Here is a 20,482-nt window from a genome sequence, read left to right as displayed (position 1 = left end):
GCCCCGGGCGGCGGCGTGCGGTGCCTCCCGGCCGCTACCCGCGGACGGCCAGCGACACCGCGAAGCGGCCCGCCGCGTCGGTCCACCACCGCCGCGGCTCCAGCCCCGCGGCGGTCAGTTCGGCCCGCACCTTCTCCTCGCGGAACTTGGCGGACACCTCCGTGCGGAGCTCCTCCCCGGCCGTGAAGTGCACCGCGAGATCCATGGCGGGGATCTTCGCGGTCAGCTCCTTACGGGCTCTCAGCCGCATCTCCATCCACTCCTCCTCGGCGTTCCACACCGCCAGGTGGTCGAAGTCGGCGGGGTCGAAGTCGGCGCCCAGCTCGCGGTCGAGCACCGCCAGCACGTTCTTGTTGAACGCCGCGGTGACCCCCTGGGCGTCGTCGTAGGCGGCGACCAGGGTGGCCTCGTCCTTCACCAGGTCGGTGCCGAGCAGCAGCGCGTCACCGGGGGCGAGCAGTTCGCTCACCGAGGCCAGGAAGACGGCCCGCTCGGCCGGCAGCAGATTGCCGATCGTGCCGCCGAGGAAGGCCAGCAGCCGCGGCCCCGGGGTGTCGTCGGGCAGCGTGAGCCCGTTCATGAAGTCCGCGACCAGCGCGTGCACCGTCAGGTGTGGACGCTCGGCCAGCAGGGCCTCCCCGGCCGGCTCCAGCGCGCTCTCGCTCACGTCGACGGGGACGTAGACGCGCAGGTCCGGCAGTGCCCGGATCAGGTGGCGGGTCTTCTCGGAGGAGCCGGAGCCCAGCTCGACGAGGGTGCGGGCCCCGGTCGCGTCGGCGATCTCCGCCGCGCGGGCCAGGAGGATCTCCCGCTCGGCGCGGGTCGGGTAGTACTCGGGGAGCCGGGTGATCTCTTCGAAGAGCGCGCTTCCCCGGGCGTCGTAGAACCACTTGGGCGGAAGGTGTTTGGGCGTGCTGGTCAGCCCGTCGGCCACATCGGCGCGCAGCGCGGCCGCGGTGGCGTCGGCGGGCAGGGTGCGGGTGACGGTGAAGGGGCTCAACGGGAAGCCTCCTTGAGTGCGGTGAGCAGTACATCGGTGCGGGTGGCGGTGAGCAGGGTGCGGTCGGGGACCTCCGTCCAGCCGGGGTCCTGGTCGTACGGCTCGGAGGCGACCACCACGCCCCGGCCCGGGTCGGCGAGGTACCACAGGGTGTCGCCCCAGGCGGTGGCGGCGATGGTCTCCCCGTCCATGAGCAGCAGATTGAGCCGTGAGCCGGGGGACGCGCCGGCGAGCTGGTCGACGGCCTCGGCCAGCGCCTCCGGCGGTTCGTGGCCCAGCCGCAGCCGGTGCAGCACCAGGGCCCAGACGAACGCCGAGTCGCACCGCGCCTCCAGGGCGAGCAGATCCGCCGGCGGCAGCGACGCGGCGAGGTCCGCGACCGTGTGCGGCCAGTCGCGGATCACCCCGTTGTGGCTGAACAGCCAGGCTCCGGAGGCGAACGGCGAGGCGCCCGCCTCCCCGTCCGCGCCCGCCTCGGTGGCGTCCCGTACGGCGGCCATCAGCGCCCCGGTCCGCACCACGCGGGCCAGGTCGGCGAACGACAGATCGCCCCAGATGGGCGCGGCGCGGCGGTAGCGCGCGGGCACCGGGTCGCCCGGCGCGTACCAGCCGACGCCGAACCCGTCGGCGTTGACCGTGCCGTGCGCCTGCCGCCGGGGCTGCCACGACTGCCGGAACAGGCTGTGCGGGGGCGCGATGACCACGTCGCCGATGGCGGTCCGCGGCCCCAGGTACGCCAGGTGCCGGCACATCAGGACGCGTCCCGGGCGGTGCGGAACCCCGAGAAGATCTGGCGGCGGACCGGCAGGTCCCAGTTGCGGAACGTGCCCCGGCAGGCGACCTCGTCCACCGCGAAGGAGCCGCCGCGCAGCACCTTGTACGCCGGGCCGAAGAAGACTTCCGAGTACTCGCGGTAGGGGAAGGCGCGGAACCCCGGGTAGGGCAGGAAGTCGCTGGAGGTCCACTCCCACACATCGCCGATCAGCTGCCGCACCCCCAGCGCGGAGGCGCCCCGCGGATAGCTTCCGGCCGGTGCGGGCCGCAGATGGCGCTGGCCGAGGTTGGCCCGGTCGGGGGTGGGGTCGGCGTCGCCCCATGGATAGCGCCGGGACCGGCCGCTGTCCGGGTCGTGGCGGGCGGCCTTCTCCCACTCCTCCTCGGTGGGCAGCCGCCGCCCCGCCCAGCGGGCGTAGGCGTCCGCCTCGTACCAGCTCACATGCACCACCGGCTCCTCGGGCGGCACCGGCTCCGTCACCCCGAACCGGCGGCGCAGCCACTGCCCGCCCTCGCGCCGCCAGAACAGCGGGGCGGCGAGCCCGTGTTCCCGGATGTACGCCCAGCCCTCGGCCGTCCACCAGCGCCGCTCGGCGTAGCCGCCGTCCGCGATGAACCGCTGGTACGCGCCGTTGGTCACCGGAGTGGTGTCGATGTGGAAGGCCGGGACCAGCCGGTGGTGCGCGGGCCGCTCGTTGTCCAGGGCCCAGGGTTCGGCCGAGGTGCCCATCGTGAACGGGCCGCCCGGGATCAGCACCTCCTCGGGCAGCACCGCGCCGTCGGCCGTGTCGGGCGGCGGCGGGGCGGTCAGCGCGGCGGGTCCGCGGCGCAGCTGGTGGGTGATGAGCATCGTCTCGTCGTGCTGCTGCTCATGCTGCGCGATCATGCCGAACGCGAAACCCGCGTCGACCAGCGGGGCACCGCGCAGCTCGACCCGCTCCAGGATGTCCAGCACCCGGCCGCGCACCTCGTGGACATAGCCGCGGGCCTCGGCGGGCGCCAGCAGCGGCAACGAGGGCCGCTCGGCGCGTGGATGCTCGAAGGCGTCGTAGAGCGGGTCGATGTCGGGCCGCAGGGCGTCACATCCGCCGACCGCGCGCAGCAGCCACTGCTCCTCCTGGTTGCCTATGTGCGCCAGATCCCAGACCAGCGGGGACATCAGAGGGGAGTGCTGGGCGGTCAGGTCGGGTTCGTCCACACACGTGGTGAGGGTGTGGGTGCGGTCGCGCGCGGTGCGCAGCGCCTTCTCGGCGCGCCGGCGCAGCGCCTCGGGATCGATCGTGAGGTCGGAGTCGAGAGCGGTCATGACCGTCCCTCCTTACCGGTGAGAGGAGCGAGCAGATCGTCGGCGGGACATCGGCCACGGGCCACGTAGCGGTCGGTGAAGGCGGCCACGGCGGCGATGACGGCGGGGGAGGCGCCGATGCGGGGGAGCGCGTCCAGCGCCGCGGCGAAGCAGCTGATGGCGGCGGTGCGCAGCTCGGGGTCGGCCAGCCCGTGGCGGGCCGCGGCCCGCCACAGCGGATTGCCCGGCGCGGGGCGGGCGCCCGCCGTCTCGGCGAGCGGTTTCACCACCCGGTACACCGTTTCAGCAGCTTGCGGATCGTCGAAGAGCGCGACCGTGACGGCCAGGGGGACGATCCATCCGTCCGCACCGCTCTGCGCGTCGATCATGCGCAGCTCCAGATGGCCGCGTGGGCGCACGGGCGGGAAGAGCGTGGAGACGTGGAAGTCGAGGTCGTCGGGGGTGGGCGGCCGGGGCAGCCCGGTCCGGGCCCACTGGCGGAAGGTCACCCCCCGTGGCACGGTCCAGGGCGCCTTCTCGTCCCGGATCGCCATCACGGGCGCGTCCAGCACGTAATCGGCCCAGTCCGCGCGGGGATTCCCGCCGTCGCGCGGGGCGTGGGTGCGGCCGGGGTCCATCGCCGTCCACAGCGCCTGCCGGGTGGAGCGGTAGCCCGTGGGGCGGCCCTGGCGCAGGGGCGAGTTGGCGAATGCGGCGGTCAGCACCGCGCCCAGCAGATGGGCGAGCCGCCAGCGCCGCGCCATGCCGAGCGGGCCGGGCTCCTCGTGCCCGGCGTCCACGCAGACCTGCACCGAGGCGGTGCTGCACATCATGGAGCGACCGGCCGGCCCCCGGCGGTCGAAGTAGGTCTCCATGCACTCGTAGCGGGGCGTGGTGAGGAAGCGTCTGGGTGGGCGCCAGGGGTCGTGGCCGTGGCCGGCGATCCCGAGGCCGAGCCCGGTGAGCAGGGAACGTACGAGAACCAGATCGGCGGCGGCGGACTCCACGCACGCGGAGAGGGAGTCGGCCGGCAGGGAGCTGAGCTCCACCTGGCCGCCGGGTTCGAAGGTGATGGCGGACCGCAGCGGCAGTCCGCGCAGAGCGGCCACCGCGGCTTCGAGCCGGGCCGCCTCGACGGGTCGTGCGGGGTCGTGCGGGTCGTGGATGAGCCATTCGAGTTCGACTCCGATACGGCGAGGCGGCCCGGTTTTGAAACAGATGCCGTGCAGCCGGGCCTCGATCTCGGCCTCGCTGATCGCCTTGTCGTCGGGCACAGTCGTCATCTCCCGTCCCGTTCCGGCATCGGCCCGCCGTGAAACGAGCCGATATGTCGCCGTCCACTCTTTACCTGCCGACGCGCCGGGCTCAAGGGTGCCTCCAGAGTTGCACAAGAGTTCATCGACCGCCGGGCGGGCGGGGCGGGATGGCTGACGGCCGTGGCGGTTCCCCTCCTCGTACCGACTGGTTAGTATGTTCCGCCCGGCGCGGTACCGCGTCCTTACGACCCGTTAGTGGAGGCCAGCGGATGCAGGCATGGCGAGTGCACGACAACGGCGAGCCGGGTGAGGTCATGCGCCTCGAAGAGGTGCCGGATCCGGCGGCGGGACCGGGACAGCTGCTGCTGCGAGTCCGGGCCGTCAACGTCAACTTCCCCGACGCCCTCCTCTGCCGCGGCCAGTACCAGGTGCGGCCGCCCCTGCCGTTCACCCCCGGCGTCGAGCTGTGCGGTGAGGTCGTCGCCGTCGGCGAGGGCGCCGACGGCGAGGTGGGCTCCCGCGTCCTGGCCACGCCCACGCTTCCGGCGGGCGGCTTCGCCGAACTGGTGCCGGTGGCGGCGGAGGCCGCCCTGCCCGCGCCCGACGCACTGGACGACGCCGAGGCCGCGGCGCTGCACATCGGCTACCAGACCGGCTGGTTCGGCCTGCACCGCAGGGCCGGGCTGCGGTCCGGCGAGACGCTCCTGGTGCACGCCGCCGCGGGCGGGGTCGGCAGCGCCGCCGTCCAGCTCGGCAAGGCGGCCGGGGCGACCGTGATCGGGGTCGTCGGCGGCGACGACAAGGCCCGCGTCGCCCGCGAACTGGGCTGCGACCTCGTCCTCGACCGGCGCACCGACGACATCGTGGCGGCCGTCAAGGAGGCCACCGCGGGACGCGGCGCCGATGTCGTCTACGACCCCGTCGGCGGCGACGCCTTCGCCAAATCCGTCAAATGCGTCGCCTTCGAGGGCCGCGTGGTGGTCGTCGGCTTCGCCAGCGGCGTCATCCCCAAGGCCGCCCTCAACCACGCCCTGGTCAAGAACTACGCCATCCTCGGTCTGCACTGGGGCCTGTACAACACCCACGACCCGGCCGCCGTCCGCGCCTGTCACGAGGAGCTGACCAAGCTCGCCGCACAGGGCACCGTCACACCGCTGGTCAGCGAGCGCGTGCCGATGGAGGGCGCGGCCGGCGCCGTGCAGCGCGTCGCCGACGGCATCACCACCGGCCGTGTGGTGGTCCTCCCCGGACAGGCCGCCGGAGGGACCCGATGAGCGCCACCCGGCACCGCCCCGCCGTGGACGCCGACGAGCTGCGCCGCCGCGTCCGTGACCTCCTCGACGCCCACCCACCCGCCACCACCGACCGCCTGGACTTCCTGCGCGCCCGCTTCGACGCGGGACTCGCCTGGGTGCACTACCCGGCCGGACTCGGCGGCCTGGACGCCCCGCGTGCGCTCCAGGCCGTCGTCGACGCCGAACTGGAGGCCGCGGGCGCCCCCGACAACGACCCCCGCCGCATCGGCATCGGCCTGGGCATGGCCGCCCCCACCATCCTCGGCTTCGGCACCGACGAGCAGCGGCAGCGGCTGCTGCGCCCGCTGTGGACCGGCGAGGAGGTGTGGTGCCAGCTGTTCAGCGAGCCCGGCGCCGGCTCCGACCTCGCGGCCCTGGCCACCCGGGCCGTACGCGACGGCGACGACTGGGTGGTCGACGGGCAGAAGGTCTGGACCTCCAGCGCCCATCTCGCCCGCTGGGCCATCCTCATCGCCCGCACCGACCCCGACCAGCCCAAACACCGGGGCATCAGCTACTTCGTCTGCGATATGACCGACCCCGGTGTCGAGGTCCGGCCGCTGCGCCAGATCACCGGCGAGGCGGAGTTCAACGAGGTCTTCCTCACCGGTGTGCGGATCCCCGACAGCCGGCGGCTCGGCGAGATCGGCGAGGGCTGGCGCGTCGCCCAGACCACCTTGATGAACGAACGGGTCGCCATCGGCGGCGGCCGCGTCCCCCGCGAGGGCGGCATGATCGGCCTGGTCGCCGACACCTGGCGGGAACGGCCCGAACTGCGCACCCACGACCTCCACCAGCGGCTGCTGCGGCTGTGGGTGGAGTCCGAGGCGGCCCGGCTCGCGGGCGAGCGGCTGCGCCAGCAGCTCGCGGTCGGCCAGCCCGGCCCCGAGGGCTCGGCCATGAAGCTCGCCTTCGCCCGCCTCAACCAGCAGATCAGCGCGCTGGAGGTCGAGCTGCTGGGCGAGGAGGGCCTGCGCTACGACGACTGGACGCTGCGCCGCCCCGAACTGGTGGACTTCACCGGGCGCGAGGCCGGCTACCGCTATCTGCGCGCCAAGGGCAACTCCATCGAGGGCGGCACCTCGGAGGTGCTGCTCAACATCATCGCCGAACGCGTCCTGGGCCTGCCGCCCGAGCCGCGCACCGACAAGGACCTCCCGTGGAAGGACCTGCCCCGATGAGCACCCCGGACCTGCTCTACTCCGAGGCGGAGGACGATCTGCGCGCGGCCGTACGGTCGCTGCTCACCGACCACTGCCCGCCCGCCGCGGTGCTCGCCGAGGCCGAGAGCGGCCGGGCGTACGACGCGGCGCTGTGGCGCGCGCTGGGCGCCGAGATGGGCACCGCCGGGTTGCTGGTGCCCGACAAGCTCGGCGGTCAGGGCGCCACCGCGCGCGAGGCGGCGGTCGTCATGGAGGAGCTCGGCCGCGCCGTCGCCCCCGTGCCCTACCTCACCAGCGCCGTCCTCGCCGTCGCGGCGCTGCTCGGCTGCGACACCGGCCAACCGGCCGTGGCCCGGCTGCTCGGCGCGCTCGCCGAGGGCCGCACGGTCGGCGCCCTCGCGGTGCCGCTGTCCACCGCGGCCGGCGCCTCCGCCCCACCCGCCGCGACCGTCAGGGCCGACGGCGACGGAACGCTCAGCGGCCAGGTCTCCGGTGTCGCGGACGCCCCGGGCGCCGATGTGCTGCTCGTCCCCGCCGCCGGTACGGACGGATACGGGCTGTACGCCGTGGAGACCGCGGAGACCAGCGTCACCGTCGAACCCCTCACCTCACTCGACCTCACCAGGCCGCTCGCCACCGTGACCCTCACCGGCGCCCCCGCGCGCCGGCTGGCCGGGCCCGACCGGGCCGGGGCCGCCATCGGGCGGGCGCTGCTGACCGGGGCCGGCCTGCTCGCCTCCGAGCAGCTGGGCGTGGCCGAATGGTGTCTGACCGAGACCGTCCGGCACACCAAGGAGCGCCATCAGTTCGGGCGCCCCATCGGCTCCTTCCAGGCGCTCAAACACCGCATGGCCGCGCTGTGGCTGGAACTGGTCTCGGCGCGCGCCACCGCCCGCTACGCGGCCGACGCACTGGCCACGGACAGCCCGGACACACCGGTCGCGGTGGCCGTGGCCCAGGCGCACTGCGCCGAGGTGGCGGTGCACGCGGCCGAGGAGTGCGTCCAGCTGCACGGCGGTATCGGCATGACCTGGGAACACCCGGCGCATCTGTATCTCAAGCGGGCCAAGAGCGACCAGATCGCGCTGGGCACCCCCGGCCGCCACCGGGAGACGCTCGCCGGGCTGGTGGACCTGGCGGCCCCCACCGGCTGACCGGCCGGTCCGGCGAACCCGCCCCCGCTCCGCGATCACGCCGCCGGGGCGGTACGGCCGCCGGGGAGTAAACCGCTGCGGAGTAATCGGACAGCAGAACGGCACCCGTATGGAGCACCAGGTCACGGCGGTCCACGGGCGATGGTGAGCCACACTGACGGCCGGATTCCGATGCTTCGTAGCGGCCGAGGAGGCTACCCATGGCCATTTCCATCTCCGTGGTCCTGCTGCTTCTGATCCTGACGGTGGTCTTTCTCCGCAGCGGCGGACTGCGCATCTCCCATGCGCTGGTCTGTGTGACGCTCGGCTTCTACCTGGCGAGCAGCAGTGTGGCGCCCACCATCTCCGAGGGGCTCGCCGCCACCGCGGACGTGGTCAGCAGTGTCCGTCCCTGATCCACGTCCGCGGCGGGCGGCCCCTCCGGGCCCGGCTCAGCGGCCGATCTCGACGTCCTCCAGCACACCCACCGCATCGGGCACCAGGATCGCCGCCGAGTAGTAGGCGGAGACCAGATAGGACGTCACGGCCTGTTCGCTGATGCCCATGAACCGGACGTTCAGACTGGGCTCGTACTCATCCGGGATACCGGTCTGGTGCAGACCGATGACGCCCTGGTTCTCCTCCCCGGTGCGCATCGCCAGGATGGAGCTGGTGCCGGACTCGCTGACCGGGATCTTGTTGCAGGGCAGCAGCGGAACCCCGCGCCACGCCCGCACCGCCACCCCCGCCACCTCGACGCCCTGCGGATACAGACCACGGCTGTTGCACTCGCGCCCGAAGGCCGCGATGGTGCGCGGATGCGCCAGCAGGTACTGGGTCTTGCGGCGCCGCGCCAGCAGTTCGTCGAGGTCGTCGGGGGTGGGGGGTCCGCTGCGGGTGTGGATGCGCTGGGAGAGGTCGGCGTTGTGCAGCAGGCCGAACTCGGGGTTGTTGATCAGTTCGTGTTCCTGGCGTTCGCGCAGGGCCTCGATGGTGAGGCGGAGCTGCTGCTCGACCTGGTTCATGGGCTCGTTGTAGAGGTCGGCGACGCGGGTGTGGACGCGCAGCACGGTCTGGGCCACGCTCAGCTCGTACTCGCGCGGGGCCAGTTCGTACTCCACGAACGTGCCCGGCAGCACCGGCTCGCCCGAGTGGCCGGACGCGATGGCGATATCGGCCTCACCGCGCCGGTTCTGAGCGGGTGCGGGCCGGTCGGCGAGCCCCTGGAGATGGTCGCGCAGCGACTCGGAGCGGTCGGCGGCCTCCTGGAGAGCGCGCCGGGGGAGGGTGAGCACCGTGGTCCGGGTGACGGCCCGGACGGTGAACTCCCAGGTCTGCTCCGGGCCGGTCAGGGCGGCGTCGCCGAAGTACTCCCCATCGGCCAGCACCGCCAGCGTGCTGCCCTCGTCATAGGCGCCGGGGGCGATCTGCCGGACCTTGCCATGGGCGATCAGGTACACCTGGTCGGCCGGGCGGCCCGCCTCCACCAGCACATCCCCGGGCGCGTACTCGCGCTGGACACAGCCGTCGGCCAGCGCCTCCAGCACGGCGGTGTCCTCGAAGCCGCGCAGCGTCGGCAGCTCACCCAGCTCCGGCGGGATGACCCGCACCTGCGATCCAGTGGTGATGAACTCCACCCGCCCGTCCCCGACCGTGTAGGTCAGCCGGCGGTTCACCCGGTACGTGCCGGCGGACACCTGGACCCAGGGGAGGACCCGCAGCAGCCACCGGGAGGAGATGGCCTGCATCTGCGGAACGGACTTGGTGGTGGTCGCCAGATTCCGTGCGGCGGCCGTGCCCAGACTCAGCGGCTGCTCACCGGACTCCACGGAGGTGGTCATATGTGCTCATCACCCATTTCGGTAGATCATCGGGAAGGGATGCGAAGGCCACGGGCCCGGTCGGGCGGACGTCAGAGTCCGACTTCCACGTTCTCCAGAATTCCGAGCGCGTCCGGGACGAGCACGGCCGCGGAATAGTAGGCGCTGACGAGATACGAGATGATGGCCTGCTCGCTGATTCCCATGAACCGCACCGAGAGACTTGGCTGGTATTCGTCGGGAATTCCGGTGCGGTGCAGTCCGATGACCCCCTGGTTCTCCTCCCCGGTGCGCAGGACGAGAATCGAGCTCACCCCGCTCCGGGTCACCGGAATCTTGTTGCACGGGAAGATGGGCACACCTCGCCAGGCCGGCAATGAATGGCCGTTCACCTGCGTGGGCTGCGGGGAGATGCCGCGGCTGTTGAACTCACGGCCGATCGCCGCGATGGCCCGTGGATGCGCCAGGATCAGTCCCGGGTCCTTCCAGACGGTGGCCAGCAGCGCGTCGAGGTCGTCGGGGGTGGGGGGTCCGCTGCGGGTGTGGATGCGCTGGGAGAGGTCGGCGTTGTGCAGCAGCCCGATCTCGGGGTTGTTGATCAGTTCGTGTTCCTGGCGTTCGCGCAGGGCCTCGATGGTGAGGCGGAGCTGCTGCTCGACCTGGTTCATGGGCTCGTTGTAGAGGTCGGCGACGCGGGTGTGGACGCGCAGCACGGTCTGCGCCACGCTCAGCTCGTACTCGCGCGGGGCCAGTTCGTACTCCGCGAACGTGCCCGGCAGAACCGGCTCGCCCGAATGGCCCGAGGCCAGGGCGATGTCCGCCTCCCCGTGCTCGTTTTGCTCGGCCTCCGGTGCCGAGCGCACCGCCTCCACATGTGCGCGCAGCCCCGGGGAACGGTCCAGCTGCTCCTCGAACTCCTGCCGCGGCAGGGCCAGCACCGTGCAGGACGTCACGGCCTTCACGGTGACGCCCCAGGTGCCCGCCTCGGCGGCGGCCAGCTCCGGCTCTCCGATGTGGTCGCCGCCGGCGGCCGAACCGACCACCGAGGGTTCGTCGAACGCGCCCTCGGTCAGCTTGTCGACCTTGCCGTGCGCGATGAGGAGGAGCTCATCGGCCGGACGCCCGGCCTCCACCAGCACATCGCCGGGCGCGAACTCCCGCTGGGTGAAGCGGTCCGCCAGGGCCTCGAGCACCGCGGTGTCCTCGAAAGCGCGCAGCAGCGGCAGCTCGCGCAGCTCGACCGGGATGACCCGCACCGCGGCCCCGGTGGTGGTGAACTCCACGCGGCCGTTGCCGAGCGTGTGCGACGCCCGGCGGTTCACCCGGTAGGAACCACCCGGAACCTGCACCCACGGCAGCATGCGCAGCAGCCATCGGGAGGTGATGCCCTGCATCTGCGGAACGGATTTGGTCGTCGTCGCCAGATTCCGTGCGGCCGCCGTGCCCAGGCTCAACGGCGGCTGTGAAATATCGGTACCGGAACCCGGTCCAACGGACGTCGTCATCGTGAATGCTCACCCATCCCTGTACGCACCCTGAGGAGTAATTCCGCGCTCGAGCAACTGCCAAGCTATCAGCGGATTTTGGGCGATGCATTCACTCAAAAGAGTGCCTGGATACGGTAATGACCACCGCCGCGGACGGGTAAACACTCCGATTGCCCCGGAGGACGGACGGATTGTCCCGGAGGACGGACAGCCGCCGTGCACCCGGCGCCCGCGCGTCCGCCCCGCGCCCCGCGGGCGGGCACCGCCGCCACCGCCCCGGCACCTCGGGAACGGCGAGGAAATGGCCGGGGACCACCCGTGGAACTCTTCGCACACCACTGCCCCTTGGGCGCACGGGCCCCCGATACTCACTGGCGTCCATCGTGCGTATCCGGCATCACGCCGGGACGAGAGCCGGGAGGCCCCATGGTCCGCCGTACACGCCGTGCCTTTGTCCTCACCCTCGGAGCAGCTCTGGCGGGCGGCGCGGCCGCGCCCGCGTTCGCGAGCACGTCCGCTTCGAAGGGCGAGCGGCCGCTGGCCAGAGCCCACGCCCACAACGACTACGAGCACCCGCACCCGCTCACCGACGCGCTCGCCCACGGCTTCGGCAGTGTGGAGGCCGACATCTGGCTGGTCGACGGCCAGTTGCTGGTCGCCCACGACGCCACCGAGCTGGACCCCACCCGCACCCTGGAGTCGCTCTACCTCGACCCGCTGGCCCGGCGGGTGAAGGCGGGCGGAGGCCGGGTCTACCGCGGCTACGACCTGTCCCTGCAACTGCTGATCGACATCAAGACCGCCGGGGAGCCCACCTATCGGGAACTGGCCAAGCGGCTGCGCCGCTACGGCCACCTGTTCAGCGCCGCCTACGGCGGGGTCGGCGGCCGGGTGCGCCGCGGCGCGGTGACCGCCGTCATCTCCGGCGACCGCGGCGCACGCGCCCCCATGGAGGCCGAGAAGGTGCGCCACGCCTTCTACGACGGACGCCTGGAGGACCTCGGCACGGGCGTGCCCGCCTCCTTCGTCCCGCTCATCAGCGCGGACTGGACCAAGTCCTTCACCTGGACGGGAGCCGGGCCGATACCGCCGGCGGAGCGCGAGACGCTGCGCCGCCTGGTCGCCTCCGCGCACGCCGCCCGGCAGGCCGTGCGTTTCTGGGCCACCCCGGACGTGGCCGGGCCGGAACGCGACGCCCTGTGGCGTGAGCTCCTGGCCGCCGATGTGGACTACCTCAACACCGACGACCTGGCGGGGCTGGAGGTTTTCCTGCGCGACGCCCACTGACGCGCCGTACGGCTCCCGGGCGGCCACCGGCGGAACACGAAGAGGGGTGCCCCTGATCGAGGAGCACCCCTTCCGCATGGCACCTGTCTCACCGTGAGCGGGCTCCGTCACCTCGTTGGCCGCGGTGGCGTACGAGGCCCGGTGGCCGCCTCATCAGGCGTTGTCGGCGATCGGCACCAGGTTGCTCGGGATTCCCCCTCCCCGGCGCCGGCCCCCGTTCCTGCTCGGGCCGAGGTCCACGGCGCCGTAGATGGCCTGGTGCAGGGCGTCCTCGGCGAGTCCCAGTTCCGCGAGGAGTTCACCGCGCGACCCGTGGTCGAGGAACTGTTGGGGAATGCCGATGACGTCCACCGGAACGGCGACACGGGCATCACGCAGCGCCTGCGTCACGGCTGCCCCCACGCCCCCCATGCGTCCACTGTCCTCCACGGTGACGACATGACGATATCCACGGGCCAGCCGGACGAGTCCCTCGGGAACCGGCTTGACCCACCTCGGGTCGATGACCGTGGCGTCGACGCCGTCGTCGGAGAGCCGGTGCGCTACGCGTACGCACGGACCTGCCATGGCGCCCACACCGACGATCAGTACGCCGCGCTGCTCGGATGCGTACAGCACGTCGACGCCGTGCCTGCGTTCGAGCGCGGGCACGGTGGGCTCGACCGCGCCTTTGGGGAAGCGCAGGGCTGTCGGCGCGTCCGTGACGTCGACGGCCTCGCGGAGTTCTTCACGAAGGGTGTCGGCGTCCCGGGGGACGGCCACGCGCAGGTGGGGAACCATGTTGAGCAGGGACAGATCCCACATGCCGTTGTGGCTGGCACCATCACTGCCGGTGATGCCGGCGCGGTCCAGTACGAACGTCACGCCGCACCGGTGCAGGGCGACGTCCATGAGGAGCTGATCGAAGGCCCGGTTCAGGAAGGTGGAGTACACGGCGACGACGGGATGCAGACCAGCCATCGCCATGCCGGCCGCCGAGGTGACCGCGTGCTGTTCCGCGATCCCGACGTCGAAGAACCGGTCGGGGTGGCGTTTGCCGAACTCACCCAGTCCGACCGGACCTTGCATGGCCGCCGTGATGGCGGTGACGCTCGGGTTCTCCGCACCGATCTCGGCGATTTCCGCGGCGAAGACGGACGTCCAGCTCTGGGAACCGTCCGACGACGCTTCCCCGGTGCGGGAGTCGATCTTTCCCACGGCGTGGAACCGTTCGGCTTCGTCCCGTTCGGCAGGGCTGTATCCGCGTCCCTTCTCCGTGATGCAGTGGACGATGACCGGACTTCCGAACCCCTTGGCCAGGCGCAGGGAGTTCTCCAACTCGGTGACGTCGTGTCCGTCCACCGGCCCGACGTACTTGATACCGAGATCTTCGAAGAGCGCCTGCGGTGCCACGATGTCCTTGAGTCCCTGCTTGACGCCGTGCAGGGCCCCGTAGACGGGATTGCCGACGACGGGCGTACGGTCGAGGAGCTCCTTACCGGCTGCCAGGAACCTCTCGTACGCCGGCAGGGTCCGCAGCGCCGAGAGGTGCCGCGCCAGCCCTCCGACCGTGGGCGAGTAGGAGCGGCCGTTGTCGTTGACGACGATCACCAGGGGCCTGGAGCTGCCCGCCGACGCGATGTTGTTCAGAGCCTCCCATGCCATGCCGCCTGTCAAGGCACCATCACCGATGACTGCCACCGTGCACCGATCGACCTCGCCCCGCAGCGCGTACGCCTTGGACAATCCGTCGGCGTAGGCGAGGGCCGTGGAGGCATGGGAGTTCTCGACCAGGTCGTGTGCGGATTCCGCTCGTGACGGATAGCCCGAGAGGCCGCCCTTCGTGCGGAGCGTGGGGAACATGTGCCGGCGCCCCGTGACGATCTTGTGGACATAGGACTGGTGTCCGGTGTCCCACACGATGGAATCCTTGGGAGAATCGAAAACCCGGTGCAGCGCTAATGTGAGTTCTACTACGCCGAGATTGGGACCCAGGTGACCACCGGTCTGTGAGACGTGCTCGATGAGGAAGGTGCGTATCTCCGAGGCAAGGCGTTCCAACTCCCCTTCGGACAGCTTGTGCAGGTCTTCCGGGGAGCTGATCTCGTTGAGCAGTTGCACCATGGGATTCCTTTCTGCACCGTTTCCCAGGAGTTCACAGGTTGATGAGGGCGTGCTTCAGTCCCGCGACGACTTCGGGAGATCCCGCGAGGAAAGCGTCGATCTGCCCGGCCCGAACGGTTTCGCACTGACCCCCGGCGGCCTTCACCAGAGCGATACCGGCTGCGATGTCCCAGATGCTGAGATTGATTCCGACGTAGCCGTCGAGTGAGCCGTCGGCCACCGAGAAGAGATCGCAGGCGGCGGATCCCACCCAGCGCCAGTCCTGGACCTGGGCGACCAGGGCCGGCACGATCTGCCGCAGGGTGAACGCCCGTGCGGTGGCGTCGTGGCAGAGGCCGACTGCGACCAGGGCCTCGTTCACCCGGACCGAGGAGACCGACATCCGGTGTCCTGCGCTGGAGAAGACCCGGTCTCCTTCCGCCGCGGCCCAGTCGCCGTGAGCGGGCCGGACCACGGCACCCGCGAAGATCCCGTCGCGTGACTCGAGCCCGACCGAGACGGCGAAGTCGCGTCGCCCGTGCACGAAGTTCGTGGTCCCGTCGATCGGGTCGATCACCCACCGCAACCCAGAGGTCCCCTCCCGCGATCCGGTCTCCTCGGCGAGGATTCCGTCGCTCGGGCTTCGGGTCGAGAGGTGGTGGATGATCGCGCGCTCCGCTTCCTTGTCGGCGCGCGTCACAAGGTCGTAGCGGGCTCCCTTGCTGGTCACCGACTGGAGGAATTCCGCGGCGTGCTCATCAATGGCCTTGGCGCCTTCCTCGGCCGCCTCCAGTGCCAGGGCCGCATACGGTAAGTCCACGCTCCCCCGCGCAGAAGTGACCAGCGTTTTATTTTCTTGCATCAATACCCCCGGAATCGGCGTGACCGAATGATCCTTTCAGCCGCCATCCTCGCCTGCGGAATGATCGCACACAGCTACTCTGGGTTACATCGGCGTAAACTGCCGTGATTGTCTCGATCTGTTTTCTCGGCGCGCGAGCACTCTCGGCGTGATGATTGAGCCTGCTGGCAGCTGGCGGACGTTGCCTCGGTTTGCGCGCCGACGGATTCGCGCCCGATCGATGGAATTTTGTCGCATATGTTCTGGCGTCCAATCGGCCATTGGGTTTTCTGGTGTCACTGCGGTGATTTCACGTCTGGATGCCGATGGGATTGCAGGTGTTTCCCCTCGCCGTGGCAGGCGGGGCTGTTGCCCGGCCGGCGGTCTCAGGGGCGCACATGATCGAAGCAGGTCGAAGCGGTGGGTGTGCCTGGAGCGAGCGCGGCCTTGAAAAACCGTTCGCGGGTCCACCGGGTCCGCCGCCATCCTGGGCCGCATGTTGATCAGGACCGCCACCGCCGAGGACTGGCCCGCCATATGGGCCTTCCTGCGCCGTATCGTCGCCGCGGGCGAGACCTACACCTACCCCCGCGACATGGCCGAGGACCGGGCCCGCGACATCTGGATGCTGAAGCCCCCGAGCCGTACCGTCGTCGCCACCGATTCCGACGGCGTGGTCCTCGGCTCGGCCAAGATGAACCCGAACCAGATGGGGCCCGGCGCGCATGTCGCGGGGGCCAGTTTCATGGTGGCCCCCGAGCACGGCGGGCGCGGTGTGGGTCGGGCGCTGGGTGAGCACGTCCTGGAGTGGGCGCGCGCCGAGGGCTACCGGGCAATGCAGTTCAACGCCGTGGTGGAGAGCAACACCCGGGCGGTGGCGCTGTGGCGCTCACTCGGCTTCGAGGTGATCGGCACCGTTCCCCAGGCGTTCGACCACCCCACCAAGGGCTATGTGGGGCTGCACATCATGCATCGCTTCCTCTGAGCCCGGCCCCGTCCCCGGCGAGGTCCCTGAACCTCGCCGGATCGTCGAGGACCGCCTGCACCACCGAACTGGCCGCGCCCAGCAGCGGACCGTCCGGGCCGAGCCGGGAGACCGTCACCGCCCCGCCGCCCGGACGGGCCGGGTCGGCGAGCCGCCGGCCCAGCTCCCGCTCCAGGGCGGGCAGCAGCCAGGGCGCCAGCGGCGTCAGCGCGCCGCCGAGCACCACCCTCTCCGGGTCCAGGAGGTTCACCGCGCCCGCGAGGGCGATGCCGAGCGCCGAGCCCGCCCCGCGCAGCGCGCGCCGCACCTGCCGGTCGCCGCCCGCCGCCCGCACGGCCAGCAGGGCGATACGACCGCCGGGGCCCGGGTGTTCGGCCGCGGCCTGCTCGGGGGACAGGCCGCTCGCCCGCAGCACCGCCTCCTCGCCCGCGTACTGCTCCAGACAGCCGCGTCCGCCGCAGGCGCACGCGGGCCCCTCGGGACGTACCGGCACATGGCCCAGCTCACCCGCGAAACCGTGGGTGCCGCGCAGCAGCCGTCCGTCGAGCACGACCGCGGCGCCGATGCCGATCTCGGCCGAGACATGGACGAAGTCCCGGGGAGCCGGGTCGTGGCCGCCCCGCCACAGCTCGGCGAGCGCGCCCAGATTCGCCTCGTTGTCGACGGCCACCGGCAGACCGGGCAGCGCCGCGCGCAGCCCGGGGCCGATGTCCACCCCCTCCCAGCCGAGATTGGGGGCGCGCACGACCAGGGACGCGTCCCGTGCCACCAGACCGGGCACCGCGACCGCGAGCCCCACCGGTCGCAGCCCGTCCCGTCCGGCCTCCGCCGCGACCTCACCGACCAGGGCGGAGAGCTGGGCGAGCACCGGGGCCGGTGAACGGTCACGGTTGGCCGACGCGACCTCCGTACGGGCCCGCACCCGCCCGGTCAGGTCCACCGCGCACACCGCGAGGTGGTCCACCCCGATCTCCGCGCCGAGCCCGGCCGGACCGCGCTCATTGAGTTGCAGGGCGCTGCCGGGACGGCCGACCGTGCCGGGCCGGGAGGGGCCCAGCTCGACCAGCAGGCCGTCCCGGATCAGCTCGTCGACGAGCGTGGAGACGGCGGCCCGGGTCAGCCCCACCCGGGCCGCCACCGACGCACGGGACAGCGGGCCGTGGGCGGCCACGGCGTGCAGCACGAGGGAGAGATTGCGCCGGCGCATCGCCTGCTGGGTGTTGGGCAGTGGCGCTGCCACCTGAATCCGTCTCCTCTCGCCCGATCCGCTCATTGTGCCGGGCCGGTACGACACCGGGGCCGCCCGGCCGCCACGCGCGGTGCTCAGCCGCGGCGCAGCAGGCCGTCCGCGTCGGACAGCACCCGGGAGAGCCGCTCCAGGGCCGCCTCGTCGCGGGGTACCGGATCGAAGGACGGCCCCTCGGCGGTCTGCCAGCGCCGCGCCACCGCCGCCGGGTCCTCGCCCAGTACCAGCCCCGCGGCCTGCGCGGCGGCCCCGAGGGCGACCAGTTCCTCGGCCCGGGGCACCCGTACCGGGCGTCCGCTCAGCCGCAGGACCGTCTCCCGCCACGCCGTGCCCTTGGCGCCGCCGCCGATGAGCAGCAGCGGGGCGTCGGGCGCCGCGTCCTCGTCCAGCACCTGGTCCAGCGCGGTGAGCAGGGCGAAGACGGCGCCGTCGTAGGCGGCCTGGAGCACCTGGCCCGGTGTGGTGTCGTGGCGCAGACCGTGCAGCAGCCCGGAGGCGTGCGGCAGGTTGGGGGTGCGCTCACCGTCGAGGAACGGCAGCAGCACGGTCGAGCCGCCCGGCTCCACCGCCTCCCGGTCGCGGCCCAGCAGTGCCGCGATCCGGTCGACCGCGAGCGTGCAGTTGAGCGTGCAGGCCAGCGGCAGCCATGCGTCACGCGTGTCGGCGAAGCCGGCGACCACCCCGGTGGGGTCGGCGGGCCGGTGTACCGAGACCGCGTAGACGGTGCCGGAGGTGCCCAGGCTCAGCACCGGCTGTCCCGGGCGCAGGCCGAGCCCCAGGGCGGCCGCCATGTTGTCGCCCGTGCCGGTGGCCACCAGGGCGCCGGTGGGCAGCGGCAGATCGGGCAGCTCCCGCACGGTCCCGGCGGCCTCGCCGTGGCGCAGCACGCGCGGCAGCAGCTCGGGGGAGAGCCCGATCAGGTCCAGGATCTCCTCGTCGTAGGACTCGGTGCCCGAGGCCCACCAGCCGCTGCCCGAGGCTTCGCCGCGGTCGGTGGTGCCGTAGCCGGTGAGTCGCTCGGTGAGATAGTCGTGAGGGAGCCGGACGGCCGCGGTGGCGCGCGCCGCCTCCGGCTCGTTCTCCATCAGCCAGGCCCACTTGGTGACGGTGAACGACGTCGGGGGCACGCTGCCGATCCGCTCCGCCCAGGTCTTCGGGCCGCCCAGCTCCTCGATGAGCCGGTCGCGCTGCGGCGCGGAGCGCACATCGTTCCACAGCAGGGCGGGCCGCACCGAGCGGCCCGAGGCGTCCAGCGTGACCAGCCCGTGCTGCTGGCCGCCCACGGAGACCGCGGCCGCCTCCCGGGCCGGGGTCCCGCACTGGCGCAGCGCCTCGGTCAGCGCCTCCCACCACTGCTCGGGGACGGACTCCTTACCGGTGCCGTCACCGCCGCCGACGGTGTGCGGGGCCTGTCCCCGGGCGACGACCGCGCCGGTCGCGGAGTCGACGACGAGCGCCTTGGTCGACTGCGTGGAGCTGTCCACGCCGACGACGAGCGGTCCTTGCGGCACGGGCACGGCTGCTGCTGCCATCTCGCGCTCTCCCTTGTGTCCTTGGGTCGTGCGGTGTGCGGGTGGTACGGGGCTTCCCCGGAATGCTCGCGCATACTAATTTGTAAAGCGCCATGACGAAATAGGCGAGGGAGCCGTGATGAGCTACAACCCCACCCCCGAGGACAGGTTCACCTTCGGACTGTGGACGGTCGGCTGGCAGGGCCGGGACCCGTTCGGCGATGCCACCCGCCCGGCGCTCGACCCCGTGGAGTCCGTGACCCGGCTCGCCGAACTCGGCGCGTACGGCGTGACCTTCCACGACGACGACCTCATCCCCTTCGGCGCCTCGGAGACCGAGCGCGAATCGCACATCAAGCGCTTCCGGCAGGCCCTGGACGCGACCGGGATGACCGTGCCCATGGCCACCACCAACCTCTTCACCCACCCGGTCTTCAAGGACGGCGCGTTCACCGCCAACGACCGCGACGTACGCCGCTACGCGCTGCGCAAGACCATGCGCAACATCGACCTCGCCGTCGAACTGGGCGCCAAGACCTATGTGGCCTGGGGCGGCCGCGAGGGCGCGGAGTCCGGCGGCGCCAAGGACGTGCGCGCCGCGCTGGACCGGATGAAGGAGGCGTTCGACCTGCTCGGCGCCTATGTCACCGAGCAGGGCTACGATCTGCGCTTCGCCATCGAGCCCAAGCCCAACGAGCCGCGCGGCGACATCCTGCTGCCGACCGTCGGCCACGCCCTGGCCTTCATCGAGCGGCTGGAGCGGCCCGAGCTGTACGGCGTCAACCCCGAGGTCGGCCACGAGCAGATGGCCGGGCTGAACTTCCCGCACGGCATCGCCCAGGCACTGTGGGCCGGCAAGCTCTTCCACATCGACCTCAACGGCCAGAACGGCATCAAGTACGACCAGGACCTGCGGTTCGGCGCGGGCGATCTGCGGGCCGCCTTCTGGCTGGTCGACCTGCTGGAGACGGGCGGCTACGAGGGCCCGCGCCACTTCGACTTCAAGCCCCCGCGCACCGAGGACATCGCGGGCGTCTGGGACTCGGCGGCGGGCTGCATGCGCAACTACCTCATCCTCAAGGAGCGGGCGGCCGCCTTCCGCGCCGACCCCGAGGTCCAGGAGGCGCTGCGCGCCTCGCGCCTGGACCAGCTGGGCGAGCCGACCCTGAACGAGGGCGAGACCCCGGCGGCGCTGCTGGCGGACCGCACCGCCTTCGAGGACTTCGATGTCGAGGCGGCCGCCGGGCGCGCCATGGCCTTCGAGCGCCTCGACCAGCTCGCCATGGACCATCTGCTCGCCGCACGCGGCTGACCGCG

At 72.0% G+C, this 20,482-nt stretch carries 17 protein-coding genes; 7 read left to right on the top strand and 10 right to left on the bottom strand.

The features are described 5' to 3' along the window. Positions 1 to 34 precede the first annotated feature (34 nt). The 4 genes from egtD to egtA are packed head-to-tail and all read right to left on the bottom strand — an operon-like array spanning position 35 to position 4,342. Positions 35 to 1,000, bottom strand: a complete 966-nt coding sequence (gene egtD / locus N6H00_RS02920; protein ID WP_268969933.1) for an L-histidine N(alpha)-methyltransferase — start codon at positions 998 to 1,000, stop codon at positions 35 to 37. Then, positions 997 to 1,752 (bottom strand): ergothioneine biosynthesis protein EgtC, encoded by a 756-nt coding sequence (gene egtC / locus N6H00_RS02915; protein ID WP_268969932.1) that lies wholly within the window; start codon positions 1,750 to 1,752, stop codon positions 997 to 999. Before egtC ends, egtD begins: the two co-directional genes overlap by 4 nt. Continuing rightward, the gene (gene egtB / locus N6H00_RS02910) at positions 1,752 to 3,080 is read right to left on the bottom strand and encodes an ergothioneine biosynthesis protein EgtB (RefSeq protein WP_268969931.1); all 1,329 of its coding nucleotides are present in this window, start codon (positions 3,078 to 3,080) and stop codon (positions 1,752 to 1,754) included. The genes egtC and egtB overlap by 1 nt, the downstream gene beginning before the upstream one ends. Then, a complete protein-coding gene (gene egtA, locus N6H00_RS02905) occupies positions 3,077 to 4,342 on the bottom strand; it encodes an ergothioneine biosynthesis glutamate--cysteine ligase EgtA (protein WP_268969930.1) in 1,266 nt (421 codons plus the stop codon). Before egtA ends, egtB begins: the two co-directional genes overlap by 4 nt. Positions 4,343 to 4,584: 242 nt before the next feature. Between egtA and N6H00_RS02900 the strand changes: the two genes are divergently transcribed. The 4 genes from N6H00_RS02900 (at position 4,585) to N6H00_RS02885 (ending at position 8,322) form a co-directional block, all read left to right on the top strand. Continuing rightward, positions 4,585 to 5,589 (top strand): NADPH:quinone oxidoreductase family protein, encoded by a 1,005-nt coding sequence (locus N6H00_RS02900; protein ID WP_268969929.1) that lies wholly within the window; start codon positions 4,585 to 4,587, stop codon positions 5,587 to 5,589. Beyond that, on the top strand, positions 5,586 to 6,791 hold the full coding sequence (locus tag N6H00_RS02895; protein WP_268969928.1) for an acyl-CoA dehydrogenase family protein: 1,206 nt from the start codon (positions 5,586 to 5,588) through the stop codon (positions 6,789 to 6,791). Before N6H00_RS02900 ends, N6H00_RS02895 begins: the two co-directional genes overlap by 4 nt. Beyond that, positions 6,788 to 7,927 carry an acyl-CoA dehydrogenase family protein gene (locus tag N6H00_RS02890; protein ID WP_268969927.1) on the top strand — a complete coding sequence of 380 codons (1,140 nt, stop codon included), beginning with the start codon at positions 6,788 to 6,790 and terminating at the stop codon, positions 7,925 to 7,927. Before N6H00_RS02895 ends, N6H00_RS02890 begins: the two co-directional genes overlap by 4 nt. Before the next feature lie 200 nt (positions 7,928 to 8,127). Beyond that, positions 8,128 to 8,322: a hypothetical protein gene (locus tag N6H00_RS02885; protein ID WP_020866016.1), complete on the top strand. Its 195-nt coding sequence runs from the start codon at positions 8,128 to 8,130 to the stop codon at positions 8,320 to 8,322. A 36-nt stretch (positions 8,323 to 8,358) separates the two neighbouring features. Here the strand turns inward: N6H00_RS02885 and N6H00_RS02880 are convergent, their stop codons facing one another. Continuing rightward, positions 8,359 to 9,747, bottom strand: a complete 1,389-nt coding sequence (locus N6H00_RS02880; protein ID WP_268969926.1) for a family 2B encapsulin nanocompartment shell protein — start codon at positions 9,745 to 9,747, stop codon at positions 8,359 to 8,361. A 71-nt stretch (positions 9,748 to 9,818) separates the two neighbouring features. Continuing rightward, positions 9,819 to 11,231, bottom strand: coding sequence for a family 2B encapsulin nanocompartment shell protein (locus N6H00_RS02875; protein WP_268969925.1), 1,413 nt, complete (start codon positions 11,229 to 11,231; stop codon positions 9,819 to 9,821). A 408-nt stretch (positions 11,232 to 11,639) separates the two neighbouring features. Here N6H00_RS02875 and N6H00_RS02870 point away from each other — a divergent pair, with 408 nt between their 5' ends. Then, positions 11,640 to 12,500, top strand: a complete 861-nt coding sequence (locus tag N6H00_RS02870) for a phosphatidylinositol-specific phospholipase C/glycerophosphodiester phosphodiesterase family protein (protein ID WP_268969924.1) — start codon at positions 11,640 to 11,642, stop codon at positions 12,498 to 12,500. A gap of 153 nt (positions 12,501 to 12,653) precedes the next feature. On the opposite strand, the gene dxs is transcribed toward N6H00_RS02870, so the two are convergent. Together dxs and N6H00_RS02860 are read right to left on the bottom strand one after the other, a co-directional pair. Beyond that, entirely contained in the window at positions 12,654 to 14,600 is a 1,947-nt protein-coding gene (gene dxs, locus N6H00_RS02865) for a 1-deoxy-D-xylulose-5-phosphate synthase (protein WP_443073191.1), read from the bottom strand. 34 nt (positions 14,601 to 14,634) lie between these two features. Next, positions 14,635 to 15,402 carry an inositol monophosphatase family protein gene (locus N6H00_RS02860; protein WP_268969922.1) on the bottom strand — a complete coding sequence of 256 codons (768 nt, stop codon included), beginning with the start codon at positions 15,400 to 15,402 and terminating at the stop codon, positions 14,635 to 14,637. A gap of 517 nt (positions 15,403 to 15,919) precedes the next feature. Here N6H00_RS02860 and N6H00_RS02855 point away from each other — a divergent pair. After that, complete coding sequence (locus N6H00_RS02855; RefSeq protein WP_268969921.1) at positions 15,920 to 16,408, top strand: GNAT family N-acetyltransferase; 489 nt, start codon at positions 15,920 to 15,922, stop codon at positions 16,406 to 16,408. Here N6H00_RS02855 and N6H00_RS02850 read toward each other — a convergent pair. Further along, a complete protein-coding gene (locus N6H00_RS02850) occupies positions 16,389 to 17,681 on the bottom strand; it encodes an ROK family transcriptional regulator (protein WP_268969920.1) in 1,293 nt (430 codons plus the stop codon). The genes N6H00_RS02855 and N6H00_RS02850 overlap by 20 nt on opposite strands. 50 nt (positions 17,682 to 17,731) lie before the next feature. After that, on the bottom strand, positions 17,732 to 19,186 hold the full coding sequence (gene xylB / locus N6H00_RS02845) for a xylulokinase (protein ID WP_443072895.1): 1,455 nt from the start codon (positions 19,184 to 19,186) through the stop codon (positions 17,732 to 17,734). A gap of 118 nt (positions 19,187 to 19,304) precedes the next feature. Here xylB and xylA point away from each other — a divergent pair, with 118 nt between their 5' ends. After that, on the top strand, positions 19,305 to 20,477 hold the full coding sequence (xylA, locus tag N6H00_RS02840) for a xylose isomerase (RefSeq protein ID WP_268969919.1): 1,173 nt from the start codon (positions 19,305 to 19,307) through the stop codon (positions 20,475 to 20,477). The last annotated feature ends 5 nt before the right edge of the window (positions 20,478 to 20,482 follow it).

Source organism: Streptomyces sp. S465 (assembly GCF_026898115.1).
GTDB lineage: Bacteria > Actinomycetota > Actinomycetes > Streptomycetales > Streptomycetaceae > Streptomyces > Streptomyces luomodiensis.
The sequence above is the reverse complement of the archived record's forward strand: the minus strand, read 5'-3'. Positions and strand labels throughout refer to the sequence as shown.